The sequence below is a fragment of the Haloarcula salina genome (assembly GCF_049603855.1).
GTDB classification, from domain to species: Archaea; Halobacteriota; Halobacteria; order Halobacteriales; family Haloarculaceae; genus Haloarcula; species Haloarcula salina_A.
This window is the reverse complement of record NZ_CP187146.1, coordinates 2649504-2671568: the sequence shown is the minus strand read 5'-3', so window position 1 is coordinate 2671568 and position 22065 is coordinate 2649504. Positions and strand designations below refer to the sequence as shown.

At 66.1% G+C, this 22065-nt stretch carries 16 protein-coding genes; 11 read left to right on the top strand and 5 right to left on the bottom strand.

The window, feature by feature from the left end; genetic code table 11:
- Positions 1-206: 206 nt before the first annotated feature.
- The 4 genes from malA to ACOZ4I_RS13525 all read left to right on the top strand — a co-directional run bounded on the left by malA (position 207) and on the right by ACOZ4I_RS13525 (position 8574).
- A complete protein-coding gene (gene malA / locus ACOZ4I_RS13540; protein ID WP_424000394.1) occupies positions 207-2186 on the top strand; it encodes an alpha-amylase MalA in 1980 nt (659 codons plus the stop codon).
- A 126-nt stretch (positions 2187-2312) separates the two neighbouring features.
- Positions 2313-6842, top strand: coding sequence for a glycoside hydrolase family 15 protein (locus ACOZ4I_RS13535; RefSeq protein ID WP_424000392.1), 4530 nt, complete (start codon positions 2313-2315; stop codon positions 6840-6842).
- Positions 6843-6884: 42 nt separating this feature from the next.
- Positions 6885-7829, top strand: a complete 945-nt coding sequence (locus tag ACOZ4I_RS13530) for a sugar phosphate nucleotidyltransferase (RefSeq protein WP_424000390.1) — start codon at positions 6885-6887, stop codon at positions 7827-7829.
- Between the two features lie 394 nt (positions 7830-8223).
- Entirely contained in the window at positions 8224-8574 is a 351-nt protein-coding gene (locus ACOZ4I_RS13525; RefSeq protein ID WP_424000388.1) for a DUF7510 family protein, read from the top strand.
- Positions 8575-8588: 14 nt separating this feature from the next.
- Here ACOZ4I_RS13525 and ACOZ4I_RS13520 read toward each other — a convergent pair whose 3' ends face one another.
- Complete coding sequence (locus ACOZ4I_RS13520; protein WP_424004815.1) at positions 8589-9644, bottom strand: glycosyltransferase family 4 protein; 1056 nt, start codon at positions 9642-9644, stop codon at positions 8589-8591.
- A 173-nt stretch (positions 9645-9817) separates the two neighbouring features.
- Here ACOZ4I_RS13520 and malQ point away from each other — a divergent pair, with 173 nt between their 5' ends.
- Positions 9818-11308, top strand: coding sequence for a 4-alpha-glucanotransferase (gene malQ, locus ACOZ4I_RS13515; RefSeq protein WP_424000386.1), 1491 nt, complete (start codon positions 9818-9820; stop codon positions 11306-11308).
- A 109-nt stretch (positions 11309-11417) separates the two neighbouring features.
- Here malQ and ACOZ4I_RS13510 read toward each other — a convergent pair whose 3' ends face one another.
- The 3 genes from ACOZ4I_RS13510 to ACOZ4I_RS13500 all read right to left on the bottom strand — a co-directional run bounded on the left by ACOZ4I_RS13510 (position 11418) and on the right by ACOZ4I_RS13500 (position 13854).
- Complete coding sequence (locus ACOZ4I_RS13510) at positions 11418-11816, bottom strand: zinc ribbon domain-containing protein (protein WP_424000384.1); 399 nt, start codon at positions 11814-11816, stop codon at positions 11418-11420.
- A gap of 642 nt (positions 11817-12458) precedes the next feature.
- Positions 12459-12980, bottom strand: a complete 522-nt coding sequence (locus ACOZ4I_RS13505) for an inorganic diphosphatase (protein WP_424000382.1) — start codon at positions 12978-12980, stop codon at positions 12459-12461.
- 22 nt (positions 12981-13002) lie between these two features.
- Positions 13003-13854, bottom strand: coding sequence for a translation initiation factor eIF-2B (locus ACOZ4I_RS13500; protein ID WP_424000380.1), 852 nt, complete (start codon positions 13852-13854; stop codon positions 13003-13005).
- 199 nt (positions 13855-14053) lie between these two features.
- Between ACOZ4I_RS13500 and ACOZ4I_RS13495 the strand changes: the two genes are divergently transcribed.
- The 5 genes from ACOZ4I_RS13495 (at position 14054) to ACOZ4I_RS13475 (ending at position 20831) form a co-directional block, all read left to right on the top strand.
- Positions 14054-14377, top strand: a complete 324-nt coding sequence (locus tag ACOZ4I_RS13495) for a DUF7130 family rubredoxin-like protein (RefSeq protein ID WP_424000378.1) — start codon at positions 14054-14056, stop codon at positions 14375-14377.
- Positions 14378-15466: 1089 nt separating this feature from the next.
- Positions 15467-16099: a GTP cyclohydrolase I gene (folE, locus tag ACOZ4I_RS13490; protein ID WP_424000376.1), complete on the top strand. Its 633-nt coding sequence runs from the start codon at positions 15467-15469 to the stop codon at positions 16097-16099.
- Positions 16100-16508: 409 nt separating this feature from the next.
- A complete protein-coding gene (locus tag ACOZ4I_RS13485) occupies positions 16509-19043 on the top strand; it encodes a GcvT family protein (protein WP_424000374.1) in 2535 nt (844 codons plus the stop codon).
- 43 nt (positions 19044-19086) lie between these two features.
- The gene (locus tag ACOZ4I_RS13480) at positions 19087-19860 is read left to right on the top strand and encodes an electron transfer flavoprotein subunit beta/FixA family protein (protein ID WP_424000372.1); all 774 of its coding nucleotides are present in this window, start codon (positions 19087-19089) and stop codon (positions 19858-19860) included.
- A gap of 2 nt (positions 19861-19862) precedes the next feature.
- Complete coding sequence (locus tag ACOZ4I_RS13475; protein WP_424000370.1) at positions 19863-20831, top strand: electron transfer flavoprotein subunit alpha/FixB family protein; 969 nt, start codon at positions 19863-19865, stop codon at positions 20829-20831.
- Positions 20832-20915: 84 nt separating this feature from the next.
- Here the strand turns inward: ACOZ4I_RS13475 and ACOZ4I_RS13470 are convergent, their stop codons facing one another.
- Positions 20916-21293 carry a hypothetical protein gene (locus tag ACOZ4I_RS13470; RefSeq protein WP_424000368.1) on the bottom strand — a complete coding sequence of 126 codons (378 nt, stop codon included), beginning with the start codon at positions 21291-21293 and terminating at the stop codon, positions 20916-20918.
- A 153-nt stretch (positions 21294-21446) separates the two neighbouring features.
- Between ACOZ4I_RS13470 and ACOZ4I_RS13465 the strand changes: the two genes are divergently transcribed.
- A complete protein-coding gene (locus tag ACOZ4I_RS13465; protein ID WP_424000366.1) occupies positions 21447-22040 on the top strand; it encodes a cyclodeaminase/cyclohydrolase family protein in 594 nt (197 codons plus the stop codon).
- The last annotated feature ends 25 nt before the right edge of the window (positions 22041-22065 follow it).

Sequence of the window (22065 nt, the reverse complement as noted above, 5' to 3'; positions counted from 1 at the left end):
GAGAACCACTCTCAGAGATATTGATCCACCCGCCGACTATCGAAGCCAAATGGACTCTATCCACGACTGAAACGCACCTAACTACGTTTCGATGCCGCTGGAATCGGCTCTCTCTGATGGAGACGCGCACTGCGATTCCAGGTCCGCCGTGGACCGAATATCACGGCCACCACAACTATCAAGGCAGTGTCAATCGCAGTGACCCTATGCAGCACCCTGGTCCGCCGAAGTTCGTCGCGACGGGGGACGAGGTCGAACTCGCGCCTCGCGACCCCGACCCGTCGGCGACCTACTCCTGGCGACTGACGCGCGTCCCGGACGGCTCGACCGCGACGCTCGGGGACGATCCAGTGGAACACCTCGTCCCCGACGCGCCGGGCAGATACGTCGCCCGGCTCTCCACGCCGGACGGCGAGCACGACACCACGGTCCGCGCGTTCCCGGGCGCGCTCCGGGCGAGCGACGCCCACACATCGGGGCGCTCGGGGCGCTCCGGTGCGTCCGGCGGGCGGAGCGGCCCCGGCGGCTCGGGCGGACGGAGCGGGTCCGGCCTCGGCGGGAGCGGGCGCGGGACGGGCACCGAGTCCGGCGACGGCGGCGGCCGGCCACGGCTCACTCTCCGGCCCGCCGTCGAGGGCGACGAGGCCGTGGTCCGGGCCGACGTGAGCCCGCATCCTGACGCGAGCGAGACGGCGAGCGACCTCGATGTCGAGTTCCTGCTCGACGACCGCGACGACGTGGATCCCGACGCGGTGACGGAGGGCGAGCGCGAACTCCGGATTCCGCTGGACGCGCTCCCTGACCGCACCCGCGTCCACGCCGTGGCAGTCGGCGCGGACGGCTACAGCGTGCCCGACCAGGCCGAGTTCACCCGCACCGCCACCGACGGCGGGAGCGCGGTCGTTCCGGGGCGACCCTACGACGCGCCGGAGTGGGCCGAGGACGCGCTCATCTACGAGATCTACGTCCGCACGTTCGCCGGCGACGGCGAGGAATCGCCGTTCGACGCCATCGTCGACCGACTGGACTACCTCGACTCGCTCGGCGTCGACGTGCTCTGGCTCACGCCGGTCCTGCAGAACGACCACGCGCCCCACGGCTACAACATCACGGACTTCTTCGCCATCGCGTCGGACCTGGGCACCCGCGAGGACTACGAGCGGTTCGTCGAGGCCGCGCGCGACCGCGGTTTCAGGGTCCTGTTCGACCTCGTCTGTAACCACTCGGCGCGCACCCACCCGTACTTCGAGGCCGCCCGCGACGACCCGGACAGCGAGTACCGCGACTGGTACGAGTGGCGCACCGAGACCGAACCGGAGACGTACTTCGAGTGGGAGCACATCGCGAACTTCGACTTCGACCACCTCCCGGTCCGCCGGCACTTGCTCGACGCGGTCGCCCAGTGGGCCGAACTGGTCGACGGCTTCCGGTGTGACATGGCGTGGGCCGTGCCCGACGGCTTCTGGCGCGAGATCCACGACTACTGCAAGGACCGCGACAGCGAGTTCCTCCTGCTCGACGAGACCATCCCGTACATCCCGGACTTCCAGGCCGGCCTGTTCGACATGCACTTCGACTCGACGACCTACGCGGCGCTCCGGCGCGCCGGCGGCGGCGACGACGCCGAGACCGTCCTCGACGCCATCGACGAGCGGGCGCGGATCGGCTTCCCGGAGCACGCGTCGTTCATGCTCTACGCCGAGAACCACGACGAGACGCGCTATCTCGTCGACTACGGCCGGCCGGCCGCCGAGGCCGCCGCCGGCGCGCTGTTCACCCTGCCGGGGTCGCCGCTGCTGTACGCCGGCCAGGAGTTCGGCCAGCGCGGCCGCCGCGACGCCCTCGCGTGGGACCACGCCGACGAGTCGCTCCAGGCGTTCGTCAGGGACCTCTCGGCTGCCAGGCACGGTCTGCCCCAACTGTCGACCGACGCCGACCTCGTCCGCGTCCCCTACGACGTGCGCGAGGGGGCGTCCGACCGCGTGGTCGCGTTCGCCAGGGCGACCGAGACGGACGCGGCCGTGGTAGTCCTCAACTTCGGGGCCGACCCGGCGACGGTCGAGGTGCCCGATGTCGCGGGCGAGACTGACGCCGTCTCGAGCGAGTCCGTCGCGGCCGACGACGGCGCGGTGACCGTCGACAGCGTCGCCGTGCTCCCGGCGGCCGCCGACGGGATCGACCGGTAACGGTCGCCGAGCCCCGTGTCAGGCGTTCACAGTGGAAATCTGGGAAATACCGGCCGTCGATCCGGTGCGGTCGACTAATTTGCAGAAATCACAGGTGTTTATAGAGATTGGTCTGATTTGATATGTATGCGGCTTACGACGGCGCTCAACGAGTTCAAGACTCGTCGCGAGCGCTTCCCGGAGGAACGGCGAACTATTTCGGGCTCGTTCTCCGGACACGGCGACCGCCTGGTCCACGTCGGCGAGAACGGCACGCTGAGAGACTACTCCGACTCCCTCTCGGGGCTCTCCGGTATCGACCGGTCCCAGCTCGGCATCCTCATCGGCGACGAGACGCGCTGGTTCTACGATCTGGAGACCATCAGACAGCACTACTATCGCGACACGCGCCTCGTCGAGACCGAGTACGACGCCGGCTCGTTCACCGTCCATCAGTACGATCTGACACTCGGGCGGGCGCACGTGACACACGTCGAGATGCGCGGGGCCGTGCCCCAGGACGCGAAGCTCGTCGCGTTCGTCACGATGGCGCCCGAGGCTTCCGAGAGCGGCGTCGGCTCGCTCATCCACGAGGACGGCGGGCCGGCGGACTCGCGCGTGCTCGAAGTGTTCCACCGCCGCGAGCACGACTACCTCGCCGCCTCCACGGGGCTCGACAGCGTCGACGGCCAGCGACCGGAACGCCTCGCCGAGATCCTGGCCGACGAGCCGGTGACCTTCCCCCGGTCCGCCCCGACCGAGCGCCGCGACCAGACGCGGCTCACCGGCGATTTCCTCGTGACCGCCCCCCTGGAGCGCTCCGGGCGGAGCAACAGCACGACGCTCATCAGCCAGCTCTCCGACCACGACGAGGTGGACCGCGAGACGGCGTTGCTCGATCTCACGGCATGCGCGCGCGAGCACGCGAGCGCAGACGACCTCCGACGGGCCGCCCGCGATCGGACCCGGGTCACTGTGCCCGAGTCGGCCCCGCGCTGGGAGTCGGTCCGGACGGACCTGCGGGTGATGGAACTGCTGTCGTCGCCGATGGGCGGTCGCATCGCCGCTCCCGAGTTCGACCCGTTCTACGCCAACTCCGGGGGCTACGGCTACGTCTGGTTCCGCGACGACGCCTCCGTCTCCCGGCACCTCCTCGAAGCAGGCAACCGCATCGACATCGAGACGCTCGGCGTCCTCGCCGAGAGCGCGCGCTTTCTCTGTGACAGCCAGCTACCGGACGGCACCTGGCCACACCGCGTCTGGGCGGACGACGGCTCGATCGCCCCGGGCTGGGCCAACGCCAGGGTCGAGCACGACGACTCCCCGGAGTACCAGGCCGACCAGACCGCGACCGTCACCGCCTTCCTCGCGGCCCTGTTGCGGACCCACCGCGCCGACCTGGACGACGACCTGACGGCCGAGATCCGCGGCACTATCGAGACGGCCGTCGACTCCCTCGTCGCGGACATCGCGGACAACGACCTGCCCGCGCCCTGCCAGAACGTCTGGGAGGACTCGGTCGGGCAGTTTACCCACACCGCCGCGACGTTCATCGAGGCCTTCTCTGCGGTGGCTCGCGCCCCGCTCCGGGACGAGGTTCGGGAGCGCGGCCGCGACGCCGCCGACCGCGTGATCGACGGGCTCGACCACCTCTGGGACGAGGACATGGAGGTGTATCTGATGGCGCTGCACGACGGCGACCCCGACCACCGCATCGACGCGGCGGGGCTGCACCTCGCCGACGCCATGGACGAGTACCTCGGCATCGAGACGGCGTCGCTCGACTACGAACAGCTCACCCGGCTGGCCGACCACGTGAGCACGACGCTCGACACCCTGTTTCGGAACCCCCCGGGGAGTCAGGTCGCGGGCCTCGTCCGCTACGAGGGCGACCGCTGGCGAACTGCTCACCAGGACACAGAGAAGGTCTGGTCCGTGACGACGGCGATGGGCGCGCTCGCCGCCGCCCGGGTCGGGTCGATGCTGAACGACCGCGGCCGGCGCGGCGACGCCTACCTCGACCGCGCGAGCGACCTGTACGAACTGCTCTCGGAAGACGGGCCGCTCACGACCGGGGCGGGCTACCTCGCCGAGCAGGCCTTCGACGACGGCGCCCTCGACAGCGCCGCGCCGCTCGGGTGGTCACACGCGCTCAGGCTCCACGCGACCGCGCTGCTCGACGACCTGAACGCGCTCCCGACGACCTCGTCGGTGACCGAGGGGCCGAGCGCGCACCCGACGTGGACCACCGGCGAGAAGTACGGCGTCGGCACCGTCGCCGACCACGGCGAGACGGACCCCTCCCGCGTGTGGTTCACCCTCACCGAGGGGGCGCTGACGGAGGCCCGGTACCCGCAGGTCGACCTGCTGAACCTCCGGACGCTGGATTTCCTCGTCAGGTGCGTCGACGAGACCGACTACGCGGTCCGGACCCACCGGGAGAACCGCCGGGTCGACGACACCGTCGAGCGCCGGGTCGAACCGGTCGACGACGAGTCGCTCCTGTTCCGGCACGTCTTCACCGAGACGGGCGACGGCCGGGGCCACCGGTGGACGCTGACCGTCGACTACGCCACCGACCCCGAGCACGACGCCATTGTCGCCGACGTAGCGTTCGAGGCCGAGGACGACAAGCTCTACGACGTGTTCTCGGTCGCCGACATCGCCCTCACCAGCACCGACCGCCACGACCGCGGCATCAGGTACGGGAAGCCTGGCAGCTACCACCTCGTCGCCCGCAATCCGCGGGCCTACACCGACGCAACGGACAACGACCTCCTGGTCGACGAGAACGGCGACGCCTACTCCATCGCCGTGGCGCTGGCCTCGGACGGCCGCTTCGACTGGGCGACGGTCGGCGCGGCCGGGAGCGACCGACTCGACGCGCTGTACTCGAAGGGCGACCTCCCCGACCCGGTGGAGTCGGTCGACGGGACGAACGTCGTCCTCGTCGGTCGCCTCGGGACCGGGACCCGGACCAGCGAGACGCTGGCGCTCGGGTTCGCGCGCCACGCGGACACCGCCGCGGCGCTCGGCGAGGCCGACGGCGCGCTCGACCGCGGCTACGAGACCGTCCAGTCGGAGTACGCGGCGAGCTGGCACGACTTCCTCGACGACAAGCAGTTGCCCGATTCGGTGGCCGACGACGAAGGGCTCGCCAATCAGTACCGGAGCGCGCTCATGACGCTCCTGGCCGTCGAGGACAAGACCTACCACGGGGCGTCCATCGCCTCGCCGTCCGTGCCGTGGGGCGAGGCCGTCAACGCCGAGCAGCCAAAGGGGTACGGCTACAACTTCGTCTGGTCGCGGGACCTCTATCAGGTGTTCACGGTCTTCGACGCCATCGGCTCGCTCGACATCGCTGCCGGGCAACTGGAGTACATCTACCGCTACCAGCAAGACGAGACCGGCTTCATCCCGCAGAACACCTACGTGAACGGCACGACGCGCTGGGGCGGCGAGCAGATGGACAACATCTCGTTCCCGCAGGTGATGGCCTACCACCTCGCCGAGGCCGGCGTCGACTTCGAGGACGTGGACTACGGCTACGAGAACGTCCGCCGGTCGGCCGACTACGTCGTCCGCAACGGCCCCGAGACCGCCCAGGAACGCTGGGAGGAGGAAGCGGGCTTCTCGCCGTCGTCCATCGCGGCGGAGATCGCCGGGCTGGCCTGTGCGGCGAAGCTCGCGATTGACACCGGCCACGACGACGACGCGCTGGTCTGGCTCGCGCTCGCGGACCACTGGGCCAACAACGTCGACGACTGGACGGCGACCGAGACCGGGACCGAGCGCCACACTAACACGCCGTACTACCCGCGAATCACGCTCGACGGCGACCCCGAGGCCGGCCACCTCCGGACGCTCGCCAACGACGGGCCGACGCTCGACGAGCGCAACATCATCGACGGCGGCTTCCTCGAACTCGTCCGCCTGGGCATCAAGCCCGACGCGGACGCGGTGATCCGAAACTCACTCGCCGAGGTCGACGAGACCATCCGCGTCGAAACCGAGTGGGGCCCCGGGTTCTACCGGTACAACGGCGACGGCTACGGCGAGCGCGACCGGGAGGACCAGGGCGCGCCCTGGTCGGTCGAGAACAAGGGGAAGGGACGCCTCTGGCCGCTGCTGACCGGCGAGCGCGGCGAGTACGAACTCCACCGCGACGACCCGGACGACCGCCCCGAGGACTGCCTCCGCATGATGCAGCAGGTCGCGAACTCCGGGCGGATGATCGCAGAGCAGATCTGGGACCGCGAGCACACGACCGAGTACGACTGGGAGTTCGCCGAGGGGACCGGGTCGGCGACGCCGCTGGCGTGGTCGATGGCGCAGTACGTCCGCCTGGCCCACGGCGTCAGCGCGGGCGAGCCGGTCGAGACGCCGGCGTTCGTCCGCGAGCGCTACCGCGAGGACGGCGTCCACCAGCCCGACCGCAGTCCGGCGCTGCGCGTCGACACGCAGTTCCGCGGCAACGAACTGGTCGTCTCCGGCGAGACCACCGGCGTCTGCGTCGTCATCAAGACGCCCGCCGACAGCGCGTTCGTCACCGTCGACGACCGCGAGTTCAGCGTCGCGCTCGACGTCGAGCCCGGGGAGAACCAGGTCATCGTCGCCGCCGCCGACGACGAGGACCTGGAGGTTGCCGGGACGACCGTCTGGCGGCTTCGGCTGTAATCGTCCCATACCACTTTATCAATCACCGCCGAACGAGGGGGTATGGACGCGATAGTCTTGGCCGGCGGATACGCGACGCGACTGTGGCCGATCACCCGTCGTCGTCCGAAGATGCTGCTGCCGATCGGCGAGACGACGGTCATCGACGGCGTTCTCCAGTCGCTCGAAGACGACGAGCGCGTCGAGACGACCTACCTGAGTACGAACGAGGCCTTCGCCGACGACTTCAGGGCCCACGTCGAGGAGATGGGCTACGAGAAGGTCAGACTCTCCGTCGAGGACACGTCCGGCGAGGCCGAGAAGTTCGGCGTCGTCGGCGCGCTGGCCCAGCTCGTCGAGCGTGAGGGCATCGACGACGACCTGTTCGTCATCGGCGGCGACAACCTCATCGGCTTCGACCCCTCGGAGTTCCTCGACTTCTTCGAGGCGCGAGACGCCCCGGCGCTCGCCGCCTACGACGTGGGCTCCCGCGAGAAGGCCAAATCCTACGGGCTGGTCGAACTCGACGGCGAGCAGGTCGTCGACTTCCAGGAGAAGCCCGACCACCCCAACAGCACGCTCGTCTCCATCGCCTGCTACGCCTTCCCGGCCGATTCGATCCGCTTCGAGGAGTACCTCTCGGACGACAACAACCCCGACGAGCCCGGCTGGTTCATCCAGTGGCTCCAGGCTCAGGAGCCGGTGTACGCCTTCACCTTCGACGACGTCTGGTTCGACATCGGAACGCCGGAGTCGTACTTCGAGACGGTCGAGTGGAAGCTCGACGGCGGCTCGCTCGTCCACCCCGACGCGACCGTCGAGAACTGCGACATCGGCGACACCGTCCACGTGATGGCCGGCGCGGAGGTGGTCGACACCAGTCTCGACCGGGCGATCATCTTCCCGGACGCGACGGTGCGCGACTGCGCCCTCGACGAGACGATCCTCGGCGAGAACGTGACCCTCGAGGGCCTGGACATGGCCCGCTCGCTCGTCATCGAGAAGTGACCGGGCGGCTGTCGGGTGCGCCCACCGGGTGCGATCGGCGCACACCGATGGCGTCCTGTGATACCATGCAACATGTAACCGTATTCGGGACGACCGCTCGAATGTCGGGCACCTTCGCGGGATTTCCGTGACGAGAATATCAGGGTGTAAGCGGCGTTCCGGGTCGTATACCGCGTAACGTCTAACAGCAGTACTGCTGTTACAAGATTTAATACCTAGCTGATAGTTCCACCGACGTATGCTTTTGTTGTCAGGTGGGGACCGTCGTGCTCGGTTCGGACAGTCACGGACACACGTCCCGACGCGGCCGGTCAGCCGGCCGCTGACACGCGGGTTCGACGCGTCGCACCGGGCGCTGGCCAAGGATTAAGTTCGATACCGCCGTGGGTCCGACATGAGCGGCGCACCCGACAACGAGCCGGATTCGGAGTCCAGACCCGTCGATTTCGACATGACTATCGACGACGGCCGGACCAGGATCGAGGTGACCGGCGACCGCGATACGGCTGTCGTCGTCGAGTCCGCGTCGGGCGAGAAGATCTACCTGCCGCCGGAGGACTTCGATCGCGAGCCCGAAGACCGCCAGTCGCCGTACGACAGCCCCTACCAGCCCGCCAGCCAGACCGCCGACAGTCCGTACCAGACCCATCCCGACGCGACCGCGGTGACGGGCATGGAACCGACCGCCGACGGCTATCTCGTCGTCCACCCGGAACCGGTCACGGACGTGCGCTTTCTCCGCTGAGGCGGCCGCCGGACTCAGGCCTCGTCTACCACCTGGTGGTAGAAATCGACGTGTTCGTCGGCCACGTCTTCCCACGTCCGAACCTCGTACTCGATGGGCGTCTCCAGCGACAGCGCGTGTTCGATGCCGTCGGCGATGGAGTCCGAGTTGGGTTCGACCTCGGTGACGCAGTCCTCGTTGAGTAGCTCCGCGGCCCCGCTCTCGCAGGCGACGACGCGTGTGCCGACCGACAGCGCCTCGACGATGGTGATGCCGAAGGGCTCGGCCAGCGACGGCGAGACGAACAGGTCGGCGCTCTCGTAGTAGTCCCCGAGTTCCTCCTGGGGGAGATAGCCCGGGAAGACGACCTGGTCGTCGATGCCGAGCAGCTCCGCGAATCGCTTGAGCTGGTCGGTGAGGTGTCCCGACCCGCCGAGGACGAGCGTGATGTCGTCCCGGCGGAGCTTCGAGAGCGCGTACAGCAGGTACGAGATCCCCTTCTGGTCGGTGTGTCGGCCGACGAAGAACAGCATCGGCCCGTCGATGCCGAGTTCGGCCTTCACGTCCCTGTCGGTCGGCTCGACGGACGAGAAGCCGTTGTAGATGACCGTCGAGTCGACCCCGTACTGCTCGCGGATCCGGCGCTGGGTGAACTTGCTCACGGCGACGACGTGGTCCGATCGGTTGGCGACCCGCTGTTCCGTCTCCACCTCTCGCTGGGGCGGCGAGACGTTCCGGTCGGCCGACAGCGAGTGGAAGGTGCTCACCCACTCCACGTCGTGGGCGGACGTGGCCCGCGAGCCGGGGTTGTAACCGAACCAGTCGTTCGTGTGGATGATGTCGGCGTCAGCCGCCCTGTCGGCGAACTCCCCGGCGAGCCGACCGATCCGGGTGATGATGTCGCCGTTCCCTGTCGGGACGCCGTGGATGCCCTCCCTGTCCGGCGGGGCGTACTCGTCGGGCAGTACCAGTTCGAACTCCACGTCGTCTCTCGGTTCGAGCTGATCGAACAGTTCCCCGACGGCGGTGTCGAGCCCGCCGGTGACGTTCGGCGGGAATCCCCATCCGAGCATCAGGACGTTCGGTGGCATCTCTCTGGCTGGCACTCCTACGCGAACGTCGGAAGGAGGCGGTATATATGTTTGTGTGGCCCCGGATCCGCGCGTCCGGCGTTTGCGGCTCGTGTGGACGTAGTGACCCCGGTAGCCGCGCCGGCCTTGCGTCCACCCGTGTCTTGAAATAGCTGACAGGGCAACAGTGGCGTATGCGATTCCAACGACAGAGTGGCGTCTTTCTCCACCACACGTCGCTGCCGAGCCCCCACGGCATCGGCGACCTCGGCTCGGGAGCGCGGGCGTTCGTCGACTTCCTCGACCGGGCCGACCAGTCGCTGTGGCAGTTCTGCCCGCTCGGGCCCACGTCGAGCGTCCACGGGAACTCGCCGTATCAGTCCGCCTCTGCCTTCGCGGGCAACCCGCTGCTCGTCGACCTCCGCGACCTGGTCGACCGCGGCTATCTCGACGACGCGGCGGTGGAACCGCCGGCGGACCTCTCGGACCATCAGGTGCGCTACGACCGGGTCACCGAGTTCAAGACGGCCCGGCTCAGGTCTGCCTTCGAGGGCTTCGAGGAACGCGCGAGCGACGCCGACCAGGACGCTTTCGAGCGGTTCCGCGAACGGGAGTCGGGCTGGCTCGAGGACTATGCGCTGTTCACTGCCCTGAAGTCGGCGTTCGACGACGCGGCCTGGGTCGAGTGGCCCGACGACGTGCAGACCCGCGACCCGGATGCGATGGCGCGATACCGCGAGGAACTGGCCGACGAAGTCCGATACCACGCGTTCGTTCAGTGGTGCTTCGACGAGCAGTGGCGCGACCTCGCCGACTACGCCCACGAGCGCGGGGTCGGCCTCGTCGGCGACCTGCCCATCTACGTCGGCTTCGACTCCGCGGACGTGTGGGCCAACCCCGAGGTGTTCCGCCTCGGCGACGACCGACGACCGACGGAGGTGGCCGGCGTCCCGCCGAACACGGGCGACGAGGGCCAGCGCTGGGGGAACCCGGTGTACGACTGGGACGCTCTGCGCGAGGACGACTACGGCTGGTGGCTCGACCGCTTCGAGCGACTGTTCGACCTGGTCGACATCGCCCGCATCGACCACTTCAAGGGGTTCGACGAGTTCTGGTCGATCCCCGCCGAGGCCGACGACCCGGCCGCCGGGCAGTGGCGCGACGGCCCTGGCGCGCAGTTCTTCGAGGCGGTCGAGGCCGAACTGGGCGACCTCCCGTTCCTCGTCGAGGACCTCGGCTTCCTCGACGAGGGCATCGTCGCGCTCCGCGACCGCTTCGACTTCCCCGGGATGCGAGTCCCGCAGTACGCCGACTGGTGCGAGGAGGGCCACATGTACCAGCCGATGCACTACCCCGAGCAGTCCGTCGGCTACACGTCGACACACGACACCGACACCGTCGTCGGCTACTATCGGGACCTCTCGGACCGCCAGCGCGACTGCCTCCACTACAACCTCGGCACCGACGGGAGCGAGATCCACTGGGACCTCATCGAGGCCGTCTGGAACTCCAACGCCGGCGTCGCCATGACGACGGTCCAGGACCTGCTCGGGCTCGGCAGCGACGCCCGGTTCAACGTCCCGGGCACGGCGACGGGGAACTGGCAGTGGCGCGTGACCGAGGACGGTCTCGACGCCGATATCGCAGAGCGCCTGCGACAGGTCACCGACAGAACGATTCGCTGACGGACGGTTCCCGACCGCCCCGAGCGCGGGGCGAGGGCCCGTTCGCCCGCTGCCGACCGGTAATGTCGATCTGAATTGTAGAAGGCAGTGGCGAAGCCACCCGAACCGATTAGAAAACGGCCCCGCAATTCGGGCAGGTGTTCGCCTCGCGATCGATCTCGGACTTGCAGTTGCTACAGTACTGTTTCGATCCGGACTTGAGCCGCCGTCCGACCGGGTATTCGTCCTCGGGACCAAGTTCAGCCCCGCACTCGCCGCAGTAGTTCTGCGCGGCGTCGCACTGTGACGAGCAGGACGGACAGACGCGGACCACCGCCGAGTCTGTTTCGTCGTCGGACTGCCCGCCGTCGGACGGGTCGCTCGTAGTCAGGACGACCACCCCGTACAGAACGGCCCCGAACAGACCGGTCACAAACGTCAGCACGGCCCAGAGGCCGCTGTGCCGTCCCCGTCTGCTCGCGTCGATGCCGATGGCGAACGCCACCATTCCCCAGACGAATGCGACCATCAGAAAGAGGACAGCGTGGCCAGACATGCGTATCAGAGCGTGCTGGGGAGTGCTCTCTGAACGTGACGCCAGAGCACTGAGCCACCATGGCTCAGCGCCTGGTACACGACCCGACACAGTACCAACAGCCCAACGATGACTAGCACGACGCCGAGGGCCGCAGAGACCTGCTGGAAGAGCAGGCCGCCGATACCGAGATCTGCGGCGGCGAGCAAGAGTGGACGGAGGGAGTGAGTCACTGCCCCACCGAACGGCAGCGGTTTCTCTCGACTCCCCGTGGGGAACGGCGGTGAGTGGTGACGTGTTCGACGCCCTCGGTGACACTGAGAGCACGGTGGGCCTGCGTGAGGGAGAGCGAGCGATTCATATCACGACTATCGCGGAGTGTGGATAAGTATCCCGTGGACGGTCAAATTGTGATTGCACCGTGGTGAAGCATGGACGCCTCCAGGACGTGCGTTCAGCAGGGAGCGGTGCACCTCGACGCCGGTCGGTGACCTGGCTGCTGGCGACAGTAGCGGCTGCCAATACCATGGGTGCACCACGGCGAGGGCCGTCTCCTCGAGTCTCTCGTGTGGACTCGGCCGACAGCCGCGCCTGGACACGCCGAAACCGATACCGTCGGGACTGTTCTACAGTGGCTCAGCTGGCGTTACCGTTGCCGTTCCCCTGCTGGAGGCGCTCCCAGTTCTGGTGGCCTTCTTCGAGGATATCGTGAGCGGCCTGACGCGAGTCCCACCCCTCGATCACGATCTCTGCGTCGCCGGGTTCGAGGTTCTTGTAGGTGCGGAAGAACTCCTCGATCACGTCCTGCTGGTGTGCGGGAATGTCCTCTCGAGCCTCGATGTGATCGAATCGCGGGTCGTCGGCCGGAACGCCGACGATCTTGTCGTCTTTCTCGCCCGTGTCGGTCATACGAATGACCGCGACCGGTCGGAGGGCGAGGATGCAGCCGGTGAACAGCCCGTCCTCGGTCAGTGCCAGGCAATCGAGCGGGTCGCCGTCGCCGCCAGCCGTCTGCGTGAAAAAGCCGTAGTCACCCGGGTAGGTGACCGAGCTGTAGCGCGCGCGATCGAGTATGAAGCCAGGGATATCCTTGCGGTACTCGTACTTGACCTGCCCGCCTTTCTCTATCGCGGCGACGGCCCGACCGAACGCCCTCATCCTCGATGCCCGGCTTCGGCGCTCAGAACTCCAGGATGCCGTTCTCCGTGACGACAGTGTCGAGCAGTCGCGTCGGCGTCGCGTCGTAGCCGGGATTCGCGACCTCGAACCCCTCTGCCGGTTCGAGCATCACCTCCGAGGCCGAGCGATACGAGTTCGTGAACGTGAACCCGCCGCCGATGAACTTCGACGACGACCCGACGACGGTGGCCGGCACGCCCACGTCGTTGGCCGTCGCCACGATGGGGTAGGTCCCGATGCGGTTGTACACCGTGTCCTCGATGAGGCAGTTCATGCCCGTGAACACCCGGTCGCACTCGGGGAGGTAGTGGCCCGCCGCGCCGTCGACGATGAGCGTCACGTCGACGCCCTCGCGCGCTCCCAGTTGCCGGGCGGTCCGTCGCCCGAGGAAGTGCGGCCGGGACTCCGTCGCGTACACGTCGAACACCTTGCCGTCGTCGAGCGCCTGCGTGAGCGTCGCCATCACCGTCGAGGAGTTCTCGTGGACCAGGAGCGTGTCCCCGTCGTCGATCAGCGTCGCGGCGCGCTCTGCGGCCCGTTCCTTGCTCGATTCCACCTCCGTCACGACCTCGTCGATCGCGGCGAGCAACGCCGTCCTGGCCGCTTCGACGGTGTCAGGGTCGGCGTCTTTCAGGTCGGAGACGATGCGCTGTTGGGTCGTGTACAGCGGCGCGTGCGAGCGGTTCGCTCGCTGGAGCGCGCTGCTGTTTCGCTCGACGAGGCGGACGAAGTCTTCGACCGTGTGGCACTCGCGGTCGGTCAGTTCCTGCAGTGCCCTCGCGGCCTTGACGGCGACGATAGAGGAGCTCTGTGTCTCCATCTCCTCGATCTGTCGCACCGTCTCGTCTATCATACCACTACGTGCGGAAGCCACCCTTATAATAATTTCAAGCCGACAACTGGTCTCTCCGACCCGGAATCGCAGAAGGGCTCCCGTCCGAGCTGGTTCGCCGGAGCACTCCGCCCGGACCACGTCCCCGTGTTCGGCCGTCCCCGCGACGTTGCACAGGCAAGCAACAGTCGTGGAAGCCTCGCGGTCCGACCCCACGAACATGACGAACGAAATTCCGACCGAAACCGACGGCCCGACAGTCGAAGCTGGTGAAACGATTCACGACGAAGACGGCACTGTGGTTGGCGTCGTCCAGAGCGTCTCTTCTGGGACGTTCACCGTGGACATCGTCGACGAGGTGACGACCGTCGACGGATCGTTCGACAGCGACGAGAACGTCCCCGGCAGCGAGTTCGGTGAGGGGTACCTCATGTGGCGCTGTAGCGAGTGCGGCGAGATGGGCGACCTCGACGGCGGACGGCCCGACGATTGCCCGAACTGCGGTGCGCCGCGGGACGCGATCGCGAAGGCACGCGAAGACTAAGACCAGTCCGCATCGAGGAGCAGAATCGCGTTCGACTGACGAGTGTCGTCGGTGTCCGCGGCCAGCTGTGGATCGCTCCCCGCGTCTGCGCCCATTCGATCCACTGCCCGACGGCACGCGTCTCGTAGCCTTCGAATCCCTGTGCATGATCACACGATGGCGGTTCGAGCAGTGTGTAACTCGTTCCAACTGTTACGATAGCACACCAGCGTCACCACCGTGGTGTCCTGTTCTGCGGGGGTCGAGGGACTGTTGCGGTACCGTTTCGAGCAGTAGTGCTCCGAGGCTGCACGGCCCATCCAGGTCTCCCGTCTCAGCTCATCAGACGGATGTTCGGGTCGAGAAGAAGCTCGAACCTCGATGAATACGAACACAATCAGTAATACACGAAGATAAAGTTAACATGGAGATTTATTTTGGGAGCATTGAATATTAAACCTTATTTTTCAATCGCTGGTTCGGCATACTTATATTAGGATATCCCTGATGAGTCGAGTTCACGGTCCGTTGTGGGTGGACCGGGCCGCGTTCTCGGCACCTCGGCACTGAAGCGGTCACTCGAGCGGGTGCCCACTCCTGTCTGCTACCAATTGCTCTGGCGGTCGGGGGCCGCCTCGGGTCTCCGCGAGCGCTGGGCACTGACTGTCACGTTTTTTCGATTGCGAAGCGCCGTCCACCAGAGGCCGATCGGTCGAACCGCCACAGAGGGACGCCCACCACGCCGGCCCTGAGTCACTCGTAGCGAAACCCGATCACGTCATCGTCAGTACGCTCGAACCGTCGCCGAGTAATGGATAGTTGTTCATACCGATAACAAATGTACAGACGTTAGTTGGTCCAGGAGCGCCCAGGTATTGCAGCGGAAACTGCAACCACGTTGGACTGACTTTTCCTTCGAACCGACTCTGTGGCCGATCCGGGCGCACTTCTGTTGGTTTTCCCTGTCCCTGCACCAGATCAGCAACTGTCGAACACAATAGTATGGTCAGATGATACTTTGAGGGAAGAATTACCGATCTCATCGGTGGGAGCCTCGTACGAGGGGAAGGGACAGAGGATTTTTAGCACCAGTTCTCCTGTAGAATCACAATGGATTCACGCGAGCAAGAGCATACACACCACCACGATACCGCGACTCAACCCACAGAGAGCTTTGACGAAGAGAAGGCGCGACGCGGTGCTCGTCTCCTGCTCGAAGCGGCTGGACGTGATCCCGACTCGGCGGGGATCTCGGACACGTGGAGCCGCCGCGTCCCGGATATGCTCCAGACGCTGACCGAAGGCTCCCGCTCCGAATCCAAGCCGGTGATGCGGACCTTCGATGCGGAGACTGACGGACTCGTCGTCAAAACGGGAATTGCACTTCACAGCATGTGCGAACATCACATGCTCCCGTTTCACGGAGTCGCACACGTGGCGTACCTGCCCGGAGAGGAGATGGTTGGGCTGTCAAAGCTCATTCGGTACGTCCGATGGCAATCGCGCCAGCTGACGACACAGGAGACGCTCACGCGGGACATCGCAGTCGGCCTGGCCGACGAACTCGACGCACACGGCGTCGCCGTCCAGGTGACGGCGACCCACCTCTGTGAAGTAATGCGAGGCGTCGAAACGGAGACGAAAACGACCACGAGAGAACTCGTCGGAACGATCAGCGAGGAAGACCGCACGCAGTTTCGGGAGGCAATTCGACGGGACGCCGGTGGGTCCAGCGGCCGCTGAGTGCCAGTAACTGTATCCCGGTGGGCACAGTTGCCGAGTCGAGTGATCTACCCCTCACAGTATCTCCTTTGCCACCTAGTGCTTGTCATCACTGGACAGCACAAAACACAACATATTAGAAACACGATATTTTGAGGATACTGTTTCGGGACCATCAGCCATGGAACGCGAACTTGGGCCAGTCGGCTTGGTCAACGTTCGAGCGAGGACTTTCGAGGTTGCTACTTTCCGGGTAGCGACCACCCAGTAGGTGTAAACCGGGGTGGGTATACTTAAACCACCCCAGAACTGTGGACGCTGCTTCATTCCGGAATCACGCCACCCTCAACACGTACGATACGATGTTGAGAGCTATTAGCACGAAAGTAGCGGGCACGGTTCGGGACACCAGCACGCGGGTGAGACTACGATGAGTTCGAACTCGCTGCCGTCACAGGTCAGTACCGTAATCATCGGTGGCGGTATCGTCGGGAACAGCCTCGCGTATCACCTCGCCCGGATGGGACGAGATGACATCGCGATTGTGGACAAGGGGCCGTTACCCGACCCTGGTGGCTCTACGGGTCACGCCTCGAACTTCCTGATGCCGGTGGAACACTCGAAAGAGATGACCCACCTCACCCAGCGGAGTATCGAGCAGTACAAAGATATGGACACGTTCACCAACAGCGGCGGCATCGAGGTGGCACGCACCGAGGAACGGGTCGAGGAGCTGAAACGGCGTGTCCAGTCAGCGAAGGCCTGGGGCGAACCGGCGGAGCTGTTGACTCCCGAGGAAGTCGAAGACCTCGTCCCGTACGTCAACACTGACCTCATCGAAGCCGGGTTCTACAGCACCGGTGCGGGGACCTGTGACCCGCTCCGGGCCGGCGAAGTGATGCGGGCGCGGGCAGACGAGTACACCGACGGCGGACTGCACGTCTCGCCCAACACCGAAGTGCTCGACCTCCACGTCGAAAACGACTCGATACAGGCGGTCGAGACCGACCGCGGGACTGTCAGGGCCGACGACGTAGTCATCGCGGCCGGTCTCTGGAGTCCGAAAATCGCCGAGATGGCCGGCGTGGAAATCCCACTGACACCGGCGGTTCACCAGATGGTCAGCGTCGGGCCGATCTCCTTCTTCGAGGACTACGAGGGCGAGATCTCGTTCCCGGTCGTCCGCGATATGGACACGCAGATGTACGAGCGCCAGCACGGGAACGACCTCGAAGTGGGATCGTACCAGCACCGACCGATACTCTGGGACGTGGAGGATATCCCGTCCATCGACGAAGCGCCGCTGTCGCCGACGCAGCCACCGCTGACAGAGGACGCCTTCGAGCAGTCGATGGCCGATGCGCTGGAGATCGTCCCGGAACTCCTCGACGACCCAGAAGCCGGTATCCGCCACGAAATCGACGGCCTGCTTTCCCAGACACCCGACGGTGGGCCGCTTCTGGGACCGCTGCAGGACGTCGACGGGCTGTGGTCGTGCGCCGCGGTCTGGATCAAGGAGGCCCCGGCCATCGGCGAGGCGGTCGCCCAGTGGATGACGCGTGGGTGGTCGGACATCGACCTCCACGGGGCCGACGTGAACCGGTTCTACGAGTACGGGAACTCCCGCTCGTTCGTCAAAGACCGGGCGAGCGAGGGGTTCCAGAAGATATACGACATCGTCCACCCGGCCGAGCAGTACCAGTCGGCGAGGGAGATCCGGACGAGCCCGTTCTACGAGAAACAGGCCGATCTCGACGCGGAATTCTTCGAGGCGGCCGGCTGGGAGCGGCCACAGTGGTACGAGTCAAACAGCGACCTGCTGGACCGGTACGAGGTCGAACTCGCCGAGTTCCAGCGGCCCAACGAGTGGGACTCGCGGTGGTGGTCGCCGATTATCCTCGCGGAGCATCTCCACACCCGCGAGCACGTGTCGATGATCGGCGACATGGGCTTCAGCATCTTCGACTTCCGGGGGTCGGACGTCGTCGACTACCTCGAACGGATGGCCGTGGGGCGCGTCGACGTCGAGGTCGGAAAGACCGTCTACACCCCGATACTCGCCGAGAACGGCGGCTTCGTCTCGGACCTGACCATCGCTCGCCTCGGCCCGGAACACTACCGGGTCATCACCGGCGGCGCGGCGGGCGGGAGCGACCGGGCCTGGTTCGGCGAACACATTCCGGACGACGCCGACGTGACCCTCATCGACCAGTCCGAATCGCTGTGTACGCTCGGCGTCTGGGGGCCGAACGCCCGTGAGATGGTGGATAGCGTCACCGAGGAGGACATGTCCCACGAAGCGTTCGAACCGTACACGGCACAGGAAATCACGGTCGGAGAGGTCGACGCCTGGGCGATGCGACTCTCTTACATCGGCGAGCAGGGCTGGGAGATCTACGCCCCGATGGGCCAGGGTCGACGCCTCTGGGACGTGCTCTGGGAGGCCGGGCAGGACCACAATGTCCGGCCGGCCGGCATGGGCGTCTACGGGACCACCGGACGGCTCGAGAAGGGGTACCGCCTGTTCGGACACGAACTGGAACTGGACTACAACCCCGCAGAGGCCGGGCTGACGTTCCACGGCGTCAAGGACGCTGATTTCATCGGTAAAGAAGCTTACGCCGAGGCACTTGACGAGGAGAACGTGGCCACGCTGTGTACGCTGTCCGTCGACGATCACGCCCCGGATGGCGGCGAGCGCCGCTTCATGCTCGGCAACGAGCCGGTCCTCGACCAGAACGGGGATGTCCTTGTCGACGACGAAGGCCGTCGATCTTACGTGACCAGCGCCGGGACCGGTCCGAGCGTCGGCAAACACCTCCTCATGGCGTACCTCCCACAGTCCCACGCCGAGGAGGGGAAGAGCCTCCAGGTCGAATACATGGGCCAGCAGTATCCGGTGACGGTCGAAGTCGTCGGGAGCCGGCCGCTGTTCGATCCGGAGAACGAACGTATCAGAAGCTAGTACAGCCAGTGAACCGACCACACCCAATCAAGAGAGACAGGACATGGACACCGTAGCTTGCATCAAGCGCGTGCCGGACACCGGCGCGAAACTAACGCTGACCGACGACGAACAGCACATAGACACGAGCCATCTGGGGTTCACGATATCGCCCCACGAGGAGTGTGCCGTCGAGGAAGCGATTCAGGTGGCCGACGACCACGACGGCACGGCAACCGTGCTGTCGCTCGGACCGGCGGATGCCGAGGAACAGCTCCGGACCGGGCTCGCGATGACAGCCGACGAGGCGACGCTGCTAGAAACCGACGGTGAGGAGTGGCGGCCCCGCGAAACGGCGGCCGCGCTCGCTGACACCCTGAGTGGTGACTCCGACACCGACCCTGACTTCGACCTCATCTTGTTCGGCAACGAGTCGGCCGACGTGGCGAACCACCAGGTGGGGATTCGCGTCGCAGAACAGTTGGACATCCCGTTCGTCGCGGGCGTGACGGATCTGACGATTGCGGACGGGAAAGCCGTCGCCGAGCGCGACGTGACCGGCGGGACCGAGGTGTACGAACTCGACCTCCCGGCGGCCGTCGGGGTGAAGGAAGGGATGAACGAACCCCGCTACGCCTCCATGCGCGCCAAGATGCAGGCGCGCAAGCAATCCATCGAGCACAGAGACCCGGTCGCCGGTGAGTTCGACGGGGGTATCGAGAAAGTCCGGCTGGAAGCGCCGGCGGACACGGACGGCGCAGCCGAGGTTCTCGGCGAGGGAACGGACGCCGTGCCCGCGGTCGTCGACCTGCTTCGTGACGACCTGGAGGTGGTCTGACCGTGATACTGAGCTTTGTCGAACACGCTGGCGGCAGCCCCGAAGAGGCCTCGCTGGAGTCGCTCACGCTGGCCCGGGAACTGGCGACGGCGACCGACACAGCAGTAGACGCCGTCGCGTTCGGCGCTGAAGCGTCGGCGCTCGAGGACCACCTCGGAGAGTACGGCGTCGAGACGGTCCACCGCGTCGGCGACGAGCGACTGGATACCTACGCACCCGAGGCCTGGGCGGAAAGTATCGTCCAGTTGCTCGACGCGACTGATCCAGAGGCGGTCGTCGCACCGGGGACTGACCGCGGACAGGAGGTACTGGCCCACGTCGGAGCCAAACGCGACTTGCCGATGGCGGCCAACTGCCTCGACGTCGAGCCGGGCGACGTGTACGAACTGTCGCGCCAGCGGTGGGGCGGCAGCCTCGTCGAACACGCGCGTCTGGACGGCGACACGAAACTGCTGACCGCAGCGGCACACGAATTCTCGCCGGAAACGGCGGCCGAGGCCGCCGATACCGCTGTCCAGCCGTTCGAGCCAACGCTCGACGAACGCGCGTTTCGGGTCAGCGTCGACCGCGTCGAAGAGTCCGACGAAACCGGTGTCTCGCTCGGCGAGGCCCGCGTCGTCGTCGGTGGCGGACGCGGCGTCGGCGGCGAAGCGGACTACGACAAACTGGAGACGCTGGCAGACAGCCTCGGTGGCACCGTCGGTGCATCGCGGGCCGCCGTCAACGAGGGCTGGCGACCACACGACGACCAGATCGGACAGACGGGGACGAAAATCAGCCCGGATCTCTACGTCGCCTGTGGCATCAGCGGTGCAGTCCAGCACATGGTGGGCTGTAAGGGTGCGGACAACATCCTCGCGATCAACACCGACCCGGAGGCGGCCATCATGCAGAAGGCCGACTACGCTGTCGTCGGCGATTTGCACGAGGTCGTGCCGGAGTTGAACGACGCGCTGGACAGCACGTCCTGAGACGGCCGGCTGTTCGCTTCCACCGAAGCGAGCACCCACTCACGGGCGTCGGACAAACTGTGCTGACAAGCTGACCACCCGAACTTACTCCTCGACGACGTACTCTCCGAAATTTTCGACGGTTCCCACAGGCGGCGCGCCGATGGCGAGCCACACGTGTGTCTCGTCAGTGTGGTTGCAGAGATTCCGAACCGTGTCCGGATGAACGCGGACCACGCCACCCTCGGGGACCTCGTGTACCTCGCCTTCGATCGCTATCTGTCCGCCGGTCGTCGCGACGAACACCTCTTCCTGGCCGTCGTGCGTGTGCGGCGTCGTCACCGTGTCCGGTTCGACGATGACCTGATTTACCCGCATCTTCTCGCAGCCGAGTGGGGCCGTGAGTTTCCGGACCTCGGTATCGCAGGTGTTGAACTGGTCGGTCGGTACCGTCGCAGGCTCGACGAGTTCGTACGCGGACATTGGCACTGATTGACACAGTCGATGCATAACTATTGGGACGGGCCGTCACATATCGCGGCCGAACACGTCCACGGAAACTCTTAGGCAAACGCGTTGAGACCGCCACGATATGAACAGTGAATCACTATCGGCGACCAGTTCGAAACACGACCGATGACGTTCGCAGACCAGTCCATTGGCGAGTTTCTCGACGACGTTGCCTCGGGACAGGTAACTCCCAGCGGCGGTGCGGTCGCGGCCGTCGGCGGGGCGATGGGCGCGGCACTCTGTGAAATGGTCTGTATCCACACTCTGGGCACGGATATGTCTGAACGGGAGGCGGGTGAGCTACGGGAGATCGGTGACGCGCTGACCGACCACCGGGAACGGCTGCTCGACCTCGCCGACGAGGACGCGGCAGCGGTCGATGCGGTCGGGGCCGCATTTGAGACCGGTGATGATTCCCAAATTCAGGCGGCCGCGAAACGCTCCTCAGAGGTCCCACTGGAGGCGGCCGAGGTCTGTCTCGACGTCCTCGAGCAGGCTCGAACTGTCACTGCGAAGGGGACGCCTGTCGCCGTCCCCGACGCGGCTGTCGGGGCACTGCTCGCGTTGGCGGCACTGCAGGCGTCGGTCTCGACTGTTCGGGCCAATCTCGACATGATAGACGACGAATCGGTTGTGGCAGAGCTATCCCAGCGGGCGGACGAGTTAGAAGCGACTGGAGAGGCTGCGCTCGAAGACGCGGTCGCAAACGCGGAACGCTGATCGCCTCGCTATCGCCGAAAGTCGA